10 protein-coding genes are annotated in these 11,264 nt (G+C 71.8%); 7 read left to right on the plus strand and 3 right to left on the minus strand.

The genetic code is table 11. The features are described from left to right. The first annotated feature begins 85 nt into the window (after positions 1-85). The 6 genes from WG923_RS06945 to WG923_RS06970 are packed head-to-tail and all read left to right on the plus strand — an operon-like array spanning position 86 to position 5,983. On the plus strand, positions 86-2,902 hold the full coding sequence (locus tag WG923_RS06945; protein ID WP_340350217.1) for a monovalent cation/H+ antiporter subunit A: 2,817 nt from the start codon (positions 86-88) through the stop codon (positions 2,900-2,902). Continuing rightward, positions 2,899-3,249 (plus strand): Na+/H+ antiporter subunit C, encoded by a 351-nt coding sequence (locus WG923_RS06950; RefSeq protein WP_340350218.1) that lies wholly within the window; start codon positions 2,899-2,901, stop codon positions 3,247-3,249. The genes WG923_RS06945 and WG923_RS06950 overlap by 4 nt, the downstream gene beginning before the upstream one ends. Continuing rightward, complete coding sequence (locus WG923_RS06955) at positions 3,246-4,847, plus strand: monovalent cation/H+ antiporter subunit D (RefSeq protein ID WP_340350219.1); 1,602 nt, start codon at positions 3,246-3,248, stop codon at positions 4,845-4,847. Before WG923_RS06950 ends, WG923_RS06955 begins: the two co-directional genes overlap by 4 nt. Then, positions 4,844-5,362 (plus strand): Na+/H+ antiporter subunit E, encoded by a 519-nt coding sequence (locus WG923_RS06960; RefSeq protein ID WP_340350220.1) that lies wholly within the window; start codon positions 4,844-4,846, stop codon positions 5,360-5,362. Before WG923_RS06955 ends, WG923_RS06960 begins: the two co-directional genes overlap by 4 nt. Continuing rightward, positions 5,359-5,628 (plus strand): K+/H+ antiporter subunit F, encoded by a 270-nt coding sequence (locus WG923_RS06965; protein WP_340350221.1) that lies wholly within the window; start codon positions 5,359-5,361, stop codon positions 5,626-5,628. Before WG923_RS06960 ends, WG923_RS06965 begins: the two co-directional genes overlap by 4 nt. 10 nt (positions 5,629-5,638) lie before the next feature. Then, positions 5,639-5,983 (plus strand): Na+/H+ antiporter subunit G, encoded by a 345-nt coding sequence (locus WG923_RS06970; protein WP_340350222.1) that lies wholly within the window; start codon positions 5,639-5,641, stop codon positions 5,981-5,983. A gap of 50 nt (positions 5,984-6,033) precedes the next feature. Here WG923_RS06970 and WG923_RS06975 read toward each other — a convergent pair whose 3' ends face one another. Both WG923_RS06975 and WG923_RS06980 read right to left on the minus strand, forming a co-directional pair. Beyond that, positions 6,034-7,833 (minus strand): TRAP transporter large permease, encoded by a 1,800-nt coding sequence (locus WG923_RS06975; protein ID WP_340350223.1) that lies wholly within the window; start codon positions 7,831-7,833, stop codon positions 6,034-6,036. 26 nt (positions 7,834-7,859) lie between these two features. Further along, positions 7,860-8,456: a TRAP transporter small permease subunit gene (locus WG923_RS06980; RefSeq protein WP_340350224.1), complete on the minus strand. Its 597-nt coding sequence runs from the start codon at positions 8,454-8,456 to the stop codon at positions 7,860-7,862. 181 nt (positions 8,457-8,637) lie between these two features. Between WG923_RS06980 and WG923_RS06985 the strand changes: the two genes are divergently transcribed. Continuing rightward, positions 8,638-9,885 carry an SUMF1/EgtB/PvdO family nonheme iron enzyme gene (locus WG923_RS06985; RefSeq protein WP_340350225.1) on the plus strand — a complete coding sequence of 416 codons (1,248 nt, stop codon included), beginning with the start codon at positions 8,638-8,640 and terminating at the stop codon, positions 9,883-9,885. Between the two features lie 174 nt (positions 9,886-10,059). Here the strand turns inward: WG923_RS06985 and WG923_RS06990 are convergent, their stop codons facing one another. After that, the gene (locus tag WG923_RS06990; protein ID WP_340350226.1) at positions 10,060-11,160 is read right to left on the minus strand and encodes a substrate-binding domain-containing protein; all 1,101 of its coding nucleotides are present in this window, start codon (positions 11,158-11,160) and stop codon (positions 10,060-10,062) included. Positions 11,161-11,264 lie beyond the last annotated feature (104 nt).

The following is an 11,264-nucleotide window of genomic DNA, read 5'->3' on the forward strand; positions in this document are numbered from 1 at the left end:
GTGCTCGCGCCGGCCGGCGCGTGCAGGTTCAAGCGCTGGTCGGGCCGCCACGCGGCCCCACCCTGTCCGCATGCTGCCGGCGTCCATGCCCGACCTGCTCGTCTTCGTCGTCCTGCTGCCGCTGCTGCCGGGCGTGATCCTCACCTGGCTGGCGGGCCTGGCGCCGCCGCCGCGCGGGCGCCGCCTGGCGGCGTGGACCGCGGCGGCCGTCACCCTGGCAGCCCTGGCGCTGGTGCTCGTGCTGGCGCCGGCGGTGTTCGAAGGCCGGGTCCTGCTGGCGCACCATGACTGGGTCGACGAGATCGGGCTGGGCATCGGGCTGCGCCTGGACGGCCTCGCGCTGCTGTTCGCGCTGCTGATCACCGTCATCGGCGTGCTGGTGATCCTCTACGCCGCCTACTACCTCGGCGAGAAGGACCCGCCGGGGAAGTTCTACGCCCAGCTGATGCTGTTCATGGCCGGCATGCTGGGCGTGGTGCTGTCCGACAACCTGCTGCTGCTGGTGGTGTTCTGGGAGCTGACCAGCGTCTCCTCCTTCCTGCTGGTGGGCTACTGGGGCCATCGCGCGGACGCCCGCGCCGGCGCCCGCATGGCCCTCGCGGTCACCGGTGGCGGCGGGCTGGCCATGCTGGCGGGCATCCTGCTGCTCGGGCACGCCGGCGGCAGCTACGAGCTGAGCGTGCTGCTCGATCGCGGCGACGTCGTGCGAGCGCACCCGTGGTACCCGCTGGTGCTCGCGCTGATCCTGCTCGGATGCTTCACCAAGAGCGCGCAGGTCCCGTTCCACTTCTGGCTGCCGGAAGCCATGGCCGCACCCACGCCGGTCTCGGCCTACCTGCACTCGGCGACGCTGGTGAAGGCCGGCGTGTTCCTGCTGGCGCGGCTGTACCCCGTGCTGGGGGGCACCGACGCCTTCCAGTTCTCGGTGTCCGGGGTGGGGATCGTCACGATGGCGTTCGCCGCCTATGTCGCCGTGTTCCGGCACGACCTGAAGGGGCTGCTGGCGTACTCCACGATCAGCCATCTCGGGCTGATCGTGTTCCTGATCGGCCTCAACTCGCCGCTGGCCAAGGTGGCCGCGGTCTTCCACGTGCTGAACCACGCCACCTTCAAGGCCTCGCTGTTCATGACGGCCGGCATCATCGACCACGAGACGGGCACGCGCGACATGCGCAAGCTGGCCGGCCTCATGCGCCACATGCCGTGGACGGCCACCCTGGCGATGGTGGCCGCGGCGGCGATGGCCGGCGTGCCCCTGGTCAACGGCTTCCTGTCCAAGGAGATGTTCTTCGACGAGGCGCTGCGCGCCACCGGGCCCGGCGACTGGGTGGTGCCCGCGCTCGCCACCTTCGCTGGCATCTGCTCGGTGGCCTACTCCGTGCGCTTCATCCACGACGTCTTCTTCAACGGCGAGCCGAAGAACATGCCGCGGCCGCACCCGCACGAGCCGCCGCTGTTCATGAAGCTGCCGGTGGTGCTGCTGGTGCTGGTGTGCGTGGTGGTGGGCGTGCTGCCGTCCGCCACCTTCGGGCCGCTGGTGCGCGTGGCGGCGGCCGCGGTGCTGCACGGGCCCCTGCCGCAGTACCACCTGGCGGTGTGGCACGGCTTGAACCTGCCGCTGCTCATGAGCGCGATCGCGATCGCCGGCGGCCTCGCGATGTACTTCGGCCTGCAGCGCGGACGGCGCCTGCACCTGCACCATCCGCGCCGCGTGACGGGCCGGCTGCTGTTCACGCGCGCGGTGCAGGGCCTCATCGACGGCGCGCGGCGCCTCACCGCCGCGACGGAGAACGGATCGCTGCAGCGCAACGCCGCCCTGCTGGTGGGATCCGCCGTCGCCGCCGCGGCCTGGCCGTTCCTGCGCGAAGGCAATGCTGCGGGCACCGGCGGCCGCGCGCTGCTGCCGGCGTCGCCGCTGGCGCTGGTGCTGTGGGGAATCCTCCTCGCCGCCGGCGCCGCGCTGGTGCTGGGGCACCGGGACCGCCTGCGCGCCGTGGTGCTGGCCGGCGTGGTGGGGCTGGTGACGGCGCTCGCGTTCGAGTCGATGTCCGCGCCCGACCTGGCGCTCACGCAGCTGGCGGTGGAGGTCGTCTCCACCGCGCTGCTTCTGATGGGGCTGGCGCTGCTGCCGCCGACGACGCCGCGCGAGTCCGGCGCCGCGCGGCGCACCCGCGACGCCGTGCTGGCGGTGGCCGGCGGCGGGGGCATCGGCTGGCTGGCCTGGCTGGCCCTCACGCGCGACCACGAGTCGCTGTCCTGGTATTTCCTGCGCAACACGGTGCCGCAAGGCGGCGGGGCCAACGCGGTCAACGTGATCCTGGTCGACTTCCGCGGCTACGACACGCTGGGCGAGATCACGGTGCTGGCCATCGCGGCGCTAGGCGCGCTGGCGATGCTCGATGGCTGGCGGGTGCGGCGCGAGCGCACCGACGCGCACGGGCGGCCCTGGTCCTACGCGCGACCGTCGCTGCTGCTGCGCATGGCCGCCGGCTTCCTGCTGCCGCTGGCGCTGGCCGTGTCGCTCTCCATCTTCTGGCGCGGGCACAACCTGCCGGGGGGCGGCTTCATCGCCGGCCTGGTCACGGCTGCGGCCCTGGTGCTGCAGGCGATGGCGATGGGGCAGGCGGAAACCGAAGCGCGCCTGGGCGGCGACATGGCGCGGCGCCTGACGGGCTGCATCGTCGCCGGCCTGGGCGTGGCGGCGCTCACCGGCGCCGGCGCGCTCGCCTTCGGCCGGCCCTTCCTGACCAGCGCCCACGCCCATCCGGTGCTGCCCTTGCTGGGTGAAGCCGGGCTCGCGACCGCGGCCCTGTTCGACCTGGGCGTGTACGCGACGGTGGTCGGCGCCACGCTGCTGCTGTTCTCCACGCTCGGCGCGGCGAGCAAGGAGGCGCCGCGATGACGCTGACGCTCGAATTCCTGGTCGCCAGCGGCATCGGCTGGACCAGCGCGTGCGGCATCTACCTGCTGCTGCGCGGGCGCACCTTCCCGGTGGTGCTGGGCCTCACGCTGCTCGGGTACGCCGTCAACGTGTTCATCTTCGCGATGGGAAGGCTGTGGATCGCGCTGCCGCCCATCGTGCAGGCCGGGCGCGGCAGCGCCGACCCGCTGCCCCAGGCGCTGGTGCTGACGGCCATCGTGATCGGTTTCGCCACCACGGGCCTCGTGATCGAGATGGCGCTGCGCAGCCGGCACGAGGCGGGCACGGACCACGTCGACGGGGCGCCGCCGGCGCAGGAGGACCGATGAACGCGCTCGCCGGCTTCCTGCAGGCCCATCTGGCGGTGCTGCCGGTGCTGCTGCCCCTGGCCACCGCCTTGCTGCTGCTGGCCGCGGGCGACGGCGCCGGCAGCCACGCCCAGCCCGCACTGGCGCGCGCGCGCTGGCTCTCGATCGGCTCGGCCGCGCTGGGCCTGCTGGTGGCCTTGCAGCTCGTGGCCGACGCCGACGCCGGCGGCTGGCGGGTCTACCGCCTGGGGGACTGGCCGGCCCCGTACGGCATCGCGCTGGTGGTGGACCGGCTGGCAGCCCTGATGGTGCTGCTCACGCAGCTGCTGGCGCTGCCCGTGGCGGTGTACGCCAGCGGCGGCTGGGACGCGCACGGGCGGCACTTCCACGCACTGCTGCACTTCCTGCTGATGGGCCTCAACGGCGCCTTCGTCACCGGCGACCTGTTCAACCTGTTCGTGTTCTTCGAGGTGCTGCTGGTCGCCTCCTACGTGCTGCTGGTGCACGGCCAGGGCCGCGAGCGCTTCCGCTTCGGCGTGCCCTACGTGGTGCTGAACCTGGCGGCCTCGGCCCTGTTCCTGGTCGGTGCCGCGCTGGTGTACGGGGCCGCGGGCACGCTCAACCTGGCCCACCTCGCGCTGCGGGTGGCGCAGGTGGCGCCGGCCGACCGGGCGCTGCTGCAGGCGGGCGCGATGGTGCTGCTGGTGGTCTTCGGCTTCAAGGCGGCCCTGCTGCCGCTGCACCTGTGGCTGCCCGGCACCTATGCGGCCGCGTGCGCGCCGGTCTCGGCGCTGTTCGCCATCATGACCAAGGTCGGCGTGTACGCGATCCTGCGCGTGCACGGCGTGGTGTTCGGCGACGGCGCCGGCGCCTCGGCGCGGCTGGTGGAGGACTGGCTGCTGCCGCTGGCGCTGGCCAGCAGCCTGCTGGCCGTGCTCGGGGCGCTGGCCGCGGACACGCTGCCGCGGCTGGTCGGCTGGCTCACGATCGCCTCGGTGGGCACCATCCTCGCGGCGCTGGGCCTCTTCACCGCCGAGGGCTGGTCGGCGGGTCTGTACTACATGATCAACAGCACGCTGGTGATCGCGGCGCTGTTCCTGCTCTCCGAACTGGTGGGCGCGCAGCGCGGCGAGGTGGGCGAGCGGCTGGAGCCCGCGGGCCCGGTGGCGCAGCCGACGCTGCTCGGGACCATGCTGCTGCTGCTGGCGGCCTCCATGATCGGGCTGCCGCCCCTGCCCGGCTTCGTGGGCAAGCTGATGATCCTGCAGGCGGCGCACGGGAGCGCGGCGCCCTGGCTGTGGGTGGTGGTGCTGCTGGTGGGCTTCCTGTCCCTCATCGGGCTGGCGCGCGCGGGCAGCATGCTGTTCTGGGCGGTGGAGCCGCGCCGCGGCGGGGGCGCCTCGGGCGCCAGTCCGAGGCTCGTCGCCGCGCCGCTGGCGCTGCTGGCGATGATCGTCATGGTCGCCGCCGCGGCCGGGCCGCTCAAGCGCTATACCGATGCGGCGGCGGCGCAGCTGGCGGACCGCGCCGGCGCAGCGCGCGCGGTGCTCGGCCCCGATGCCGGCGCCGGCGCGCTGCGGCCCTTCCGGCCCGGCGACGCCGCGGGAGGCCACCGATGAAGCCGGTGCCGCACGGCGCAGGCGGGCCGCGCCGCTGGCTCGCGCGTCCGGTGCTCAGCGCGGCGATCGCCGTGGCGTGGCTGCTGCTGCAGGGATCGCTGGCGCCAGTGCACTGGCTCTGGGCCGCCGGTCTCGCGCTGCTGCTGCCCTGGCTGGCGCACGACTTCATCGACGCGCCCTCCGCCGCGCCCAGGCGCGCCGGGCTCGTGCTGCTCCTGGCCGCCCGCGTGCTGCTGGACATCGTGCTGGCCAACCTCGCCGTCGCGCGCATCGTGCTCGACCTGCGGCGCGCGCCGCAGCCGGCGTGGCTGCGGGTGCGGCACACGCTGGAGGACCCGCGCGCCGTGGCGCTGCTGGCCACCATCATCACCATGACGCCCGGCACGGTCTCCAGCGTCATCGACGAGGAGCGGCGCGAGATCCTGGTGCATGCGCTGGATGCGCCCGACCCGCAGGCGCTCGTCGCCGCCATCCTGCAACGCTACGCACAGCCCCTGAAGGAGATCTTCCCATGATGGCCTGGGCCCTCGACTTCGCCCTGGCGGCGGTGGCGCTCGCGGCGGCGCTGGCCGGCTGGCGCCTGCTGCGCGGGCCCGACCACCCCGACCGGGTGCTGGCGCTCGACACGCTCTACGTGGACACCGTGGCACTCGTGATCCTGCTGGGCCTGCGCTTCGCGAGCGACCTGCTGTTCGAGGCGGCCCTGCTGATCGCGATGCTGGGCTTCGTGGCCACCGTGGCGCTGGCGCGTTTCATCGCGCGTGGCGACGTCGTCGAGTAGGAGCCCCGCCATGAACACGCTTTCCGCCGTTCACCCGCTGCTGGAAGCCGCCGTGGCCCTGCTGCTGGTGGTGGGCGGCTCCTTCGCGCTGGTCGGGGCGATCGGGCTGGTGCGCTTCGACGACTTCTTCATGCGGCTGCATGCGCCGACCAAGGCCAGTACCCTGGGGGTGGGCGGCGTGCTGCTGGCGAGCCTGCTGTGGCACTGGGGGCACGGCACCTGGTCCCTGCGCGAACTGCTGATCGCGCTGTTCATCTTCATCACCGCGCCGGTGTCGGCCAACCTGCTCGCGCAGGCGGCGCTGCACCTGCGCGTGCGCTCCACCGCGCCGCCCCCGGAGCACGAGCGGGGCTAGGCCCGCAAGCACCCGGGCACCAGAAGCCCGGACAGCCGCCCGGGCTCCCCCTACTTCTTGCCGCCGAACAGGTCCTCCATGGCCTTGTCCTGCTGCTCGCTGCTGGTGAGCGGCGGCGGTGCCAGCGGGTCGCTGGCGGCCGGCGCTGCCGCACCCGCCGCGCCGGAGGCGTCGGGGCCGGGCGGCATGGCGAAGGGATCCGCGCCGGGCGCGTCGGTCGGCATCTCGATCTTCACCTTGTCGAGGTCGATCACCTCCTGCTTGTCGCGCGAGACGATGCCCGGGAACGCGATGATCATGCCGACCATCAGCACCTGGATCAGCACGAAAGGCACGGCACCCCAGTAGATCTGCATGGTCGTCACGGGGGCGATCGTCTTCTTCGTGAGCTTGTCGGTGTACTCCTTGACCGGTGCCACGCTGCGCAGGTAGAACAGCGCGAAGCCGAAGGGCGGGTGCATGAACGAGGTCTGCATGTTGACGGCGAGCAGCACGCCGAACCAGACCAGGTCGATGCCCAGCTTCTCCGCCACGGGGCCGATCAGCGGCACCACGATGAAGGACAGCTCGAAGAAATCCAGGAAGAAGGCCAGGAAGAACACGAGGATGTTCACCACGATCAGGAAGCCGAGCTGGCCGCCCGGCAGGCTGGTCAGCAGGTGTTCCACCCAGCGCGGTCCGTCCACGCCCTGGAACACCAGGCTGAACACCGTGGACCCGATCAGGATGAACACCACGAAGCAGGCCAGCTTGGTGGTGGTATTGAGCGCCTGCTTGAGCAGCGAGAAGGTCAGGCGGCCGCGGGCCGTGGCCATCGCGAAGGCACCGAGCGCTCCCATCGCGCCGCCTTCCGTGGGCGTGGCGATGCCCAGGAAGATGGTGCCCAGCACCAGGAAGATCAGGAACAGCGGCGGGATCAGCACGAAGGTCACGCGCTCGGCCATGCGCGAAAGCAGTCCGAGCCGCAGGATCTTGTTGATCACCGCGATCACGAACGCCAGCAGCACGCCCGCGGCCATCGAGATCACGATGGTTTCGTCGGTCGCCACGCTGGCGACCTCGCTGCCCTTCCACCAGCTCACCACCTTGGCGTAGTTCTCGCCCAGGTAGACGGCGGCGGCGGTGCTCACGATCGTCAGCACGAGCAGGGACGGCGTGCCGCTGCTGCCGCTCGGCTCGCGGAAGCTGCGCGCCTCCAGTGGCAGGGCCGGCGCCGACTTGGGCTGGAAGATCGCCATTCCCACCACATAGGCGACGTACAGGCCGGTCAGCACGAAACCGGGGATGAACGCGCCCTTGTACATGTCGCCCACGCTGCGACCGAGCTGGTCGGCCAGCACGATCAGCACCAGCGAGGGCGGGATGATCTGCGCCAGCGTGCCCGAGGCGGCGATCACGCCGGTGGCGATGCGCCGGTCGTAGCCGTAGCGCAGCATGATGGGCAGCGAGATCAGCCCCATGGAAATCACCGAGGCTGCCACCACCCCCGTGGTGGCGGCGAGCAGGGCGCCCACCAGGACCACGGCGATCGCGAGGCCGCCGCGCACCGGGCCGAACAGCTGGCCGATGGTGTCCAGCAGGTCTTCGGCCATGCCGCTGCGCTCGAGGATCAGGCCCATGAGGGTGAAGAACGGGATCGCCAGCAGCGTGTCGTTCTGCATGATCCCGAAGATCCGCAGCGGCAGGGCCTGCAGCAGCGACTCGGGCAGCACGCCCAGCTCGATGCCCACCACCCCGAAGAACAGGCCGCAGGCACCGAGGCTGAAGGCCACCGGAAAGCCGAACAGCAGGAAGAAGATCAGGCCCACGAACATGATCGGGGCCAGGTTCTGTGCGATCAACTGCGTCATTGTCGTTGTGCTCCTCGTTCGGGCGCTTACAGGCGGCCCTGGGCTTCCGCCTGGCGGCGCAGTTCCTCGGCCAGTTCTTCCTCGGGCGTCTTGGCGATCTTCTTCTCGGTCGGGTCGGGGATCAGCCCCTGCAGGAACGCGATGCGCTTGACGAACTCCGAGATGCCCTGCAGCAGCAGCAGCGTGAAGCCCACCGGCATCAGCAGGTACACGGGCCAGCGGATCAGGCCGCCGGCGTTGGACGAGACCTCGCCCGAACGGAAGCCCTGGAGGAAGAACGGGATGCCGAACCACAGCACCACCATGCACATCGGCATGAGGAACAGCGTGAAGCCGATGATGTCGATCCAGATCTGCTTGCGCTTGGACAGGCGGCTTGAGACCACGTCGATCTTGACGTGCTCGCCATTGAGCAGGGTATAGCCGGACGCCAGCAGGAAGGCTCCGGCGAAGAGATACCACTGGACTTCGAGGTAGGCGTTGGAGCTGACGTTGAACGCCTTGCGGACGATCGCATTGATCGCGCTGATCAGGGTGGACCCCAGGATCAGCCAGATCACCCACCTGCCCACCTGGGCGTTCAGCCAGTCGATCGCCCCCGAAAGTTTCAAGAGTCCGCGCATGCTGTCTCCGTCGTTGGTTCCGCAGGTCGAGAGGACCCCGGATTGTCAGGTAGAGTCGAGTAAGAAGGAAATTCTAGGAAGCCGGCTGCGGCCAACCTGACAGCTTCGTGACGCAAACGGATACAGGCATCCGTGTTTGCACGGGCTGGACGGCGGGCACGCTCGCCCCCATACCCCGCCCATGACTGCCGCCCTCGCCCTGATCGACACGCCCGACATGCGGCGCGCGAGCCGCGATCGGCTGTCGCTCGCGCTGATGGACGCGCGCAACCACACGCTGCAGCTGCTGGCGCGTTTCGAGCAGGCGCTCGGGCCCACCATGCACCTGCGGCCGCTGCCCCATGCGCTGCCTCCGCTGTGGCTTGCAGGGCACATCGGCTGGCTCGCGGAGTACTGGATCGGGCGCAACCCGCAGCGCAACCTGGGCCCGCGCTGCCCGACGGACGGCGTGCGCCTCGCCAGCGTGGAGCCGCAGGCCGATCGCTGGTTCGACCCGGCCCTGGCGCCGCGGGCGGAACGCTGGGCGCTGGAGCTGCCCGGACCCGAGGCGACCCGGGCCTACCTGCTCGATACCCTGGAGACCACGCTCGAACTGCTGGAGCACACGCCCGACCAGGACGAGGCGCTGTACTTCTTTCGCATGGCGCTGTTCCACGAAGACCTGCGCGGCGAGGAACTGGTGATGCTGGCGCAGGCGGCGGGCGTGCCGCTCGCCCTGGCGCTGCCGCAAGGGGCGGGGACGCGGGAGCCGATCGCGCTGCCGGCCACGCGCTGGACGCTCGGCTGGTCCGACGCCAGCTTCACGCTGGACGTGGAGCAGGGGCACGAGGTCGTGCACGTGCCGGAGTTCGAGATCGATGCGCAGCCGGTGACCTGGGCGCAGTACGTGGAATTCATCGACGACGGGGGCTACGACCGGCAGGAGCTGTGGCATCCCGCCGGCTGGGAGTGGCTGCAGCGCGAGGCGCAGGAGGAGGGCCGGCGCGGGCCGGGGCACGTGGAGCAGATCGGGGTGGCGAGCGGCGCCGTGCTGCAGACCCTGTTCGGCAAGGGCACGCGCATGGGCGGCAGCCAGTTCGCGATGCATGCGAGCTGGTGGGAAGCGGACGCGTATGCGCGCTGGGCCGGCCGCCGCCTGCCGACCGAGGCCGAATGGGAGATCGCCGCGCTGCAGGCCGCGCGGCGGGGCTGGCGCTGGGGCGACGTGCGCGAATGGACGGCGGGCACGCTTCGGCCCTGGGCCGGCTTCACGCCGGCGTCGTGGTCCGCCACGGCGGAACTGGATGCGCAGCCGGTGTTCGGCATCGCGCGGGTGCAGCGCGGCGCCTCGTTCGCTGCGCGCGCGCGGATGAAGCATCCGCGCGCGAGGTGGTGGGCGCTGCCCGGGCGCGACGACGCCTTCGTCGGCTTCCGCACTGCGTCCCTCTGACCTTGCCTTCCTCCCTCCCCCTCCGGGGGAGGGCAGGGGTGGGGGCACTCCCCATCGCTGGGCTTCGGGCGCTTCGCGGCTCAGCACCAGCCTACGAAACTGCCTCTCTCCGCAAGTTGGGCCCGCCTTCCTCCCTCTCCCGCCTGCGGGAGAGGGCCGGGGTGAGGGCGCCTTTCATCCCCCGCGCCTCTTCGGCGGCAGGTCCCACCAGGGCAACTCCCCCTTCAGGCTCAGCACCTCGCCGCACCTCCACTTCGCATAACCGGGCAGGCCCGCCAGCTCCCGCTGCCACGCCTCGCTTTTCAGCAGCCGCCGCAGCGTCGCGATCGGCGGCTCCTCCAGCGCCTCCTTCAGGCACACGAGGTAGTAGCGTTCCTGCAGCAGCGGCACGAAGTCCAGCCCCCGCACGCGCGCGGCCGCCTCGATGCCCAGCCCCGCGTCCGCGCTGCCCGAAGCGATCGCCTGCGCCACCGCGGCATGCGAAGGCTCCTCGCGCCCGTCCCCCGCCAGGTCCGAGCGCCCCAGCTGCTCCCGCGCGAGCAGTTCCTCGTACAGCAGCCGCGTGCCGCTGCCCAGCGGCCGGTTGACGAAACGCGCGCGCCGCCGCGCCACGTCGGCCAGCGACGCCAGGTGCAGCGGATTGCCGGCCGCGACCATCAGCCCCTGGCTGCGCTCGGCAAAGCCGATCAGCTTGTGGCGACCGGTCTGCAGCAGCGGCTGGTAGGTGCGCTGCGTCACGCTGCCCAGCCCCGGCTGCTGCGAGCTGTGGAAGCCGGCGAGCGTGCAGCGGCCGGCGTTGAGCGCCGTGATCGCGTCGACGCTGCCGCAAAAGCGCACGTCCAGGTGCAGCCGCGCCTGGTTCGCCGCGAAGCCGCGCAGCAGCGACAGCCCGTCGTCGTGGCTCGCGAACAGCGTGAGCACCTGCGCGGCGTCGTCGAACGCCACGGCGAACGCGCGCTCCAGTTCGGCGTGCAGCGCCTCGATCTGCGGCGCCAGCCGCGCCTGCGCCTGACGCTCGGCCCACAGCAGCTTCTCGCCGAAGGGCGCCAGGCGCGCGCGCTGCCCCTTCTCCCACACGATCAGCGGATGCGCGAGCTGCGCCTCCCAGCGCCGCAGCTCGCCCCACACATGGCGGTACGACAGGCCGAGGACGCGCGCGGCGCCGGAGATGGACCCCTGCTCCTGCACCGCGTGCAACAGGTCCATCAGGGCGTTGCGCACCCAGCCGTCCTGCCGCCGCGCGGCGAAGTCGTAGCGCAGTTCCACCTTGTCCATGCCCCGAGTATGGAGGAGGCCTGCCGGCCGCCGCCACGCCGCGCGCCGCGCTCGCTATGCACGTGCCTTCATAACTCGCAACACCCGAGGGCGCCGGCGGCCGC

The sequence above is a fragment of the Ramlibacter sp. AN1133 genome (assembly GCF_037890035.1).
GTDB lineage: Bacteria > Pseudomonadota > Gammaproteobacteria > Burkholderiales > Burkholderiaceae_C > Ramlibacter.

Coding starts and splice junctions, on each gene's coding strand:
- WG923_RS06945 (WP_340350217.1), top strand. CDS start 86: ATGCCCGACCTGCTCGTCTTCGTCGTCCTGCTGCCGCTGCTGCCGGGC.
- WG923_RS06950 (WP_340350218.1), top strand. CDS start 2,899: ATGACGCTGACGCTCGAATTCCTGGTCGCCAGCGGCATCGGCTGGACC.
- WG923_RS06955 (WP_340350219.1), top strand. CDS start 3,246: ATGAACGCGCTCGCCGGCTTCCTGCAGGCCCATCTGGCGGTGCTGCCG.
- WG923_RS06960 (WP_340350220.1), top strand. CDS start 4,844: ATGAAGCCGGTGCCGCACGGCGCAGGCGGGCCGCGCCGCTGGCTCGCG.
- WG923_RS06965 (WP_340350221.1), top strand. CDS start 5,359: ATGATGGCCTGGGCCCTCGACTTCGCCCTGGCGGCGGTGGCGCTCGCG.
- WG923_RS06970 (WP_340350222.1), top strand. CDS start 5,639: ATGAACACGCTTTCCGCCGTTCACCCGCTGCTGGAAGCCGCCGTGGCC.
- WG923_RS06975 (WP_340350223.1), bottom strand. CDS start 7,833: ATGACGCAGTTGATCGCACAGAACCTGGCCCCGATCATGTTCGTGGGC.
- WG923_RS06980 (WP_340350224.1), bottom strand. CDS start 8,456: ATGCGCGGACTCTTGAAACTTTCGGGGGCGATCGACTGGCTGAACGCC.
- WG923_RS06985 (WP_340350225.1), top strand. CDS start 8,638: ATGACTGCCGCCCTCGCCCTGATCGACACGCCCGACATGCGGCGCGCG.
- WG923_RS06990 (WP_340350226.1), bottom strand. CDS start 11,160: ATGGACAAGGTGGAACTGCGCTACGACTTCGCCGCGCGGCGGCAGGAC.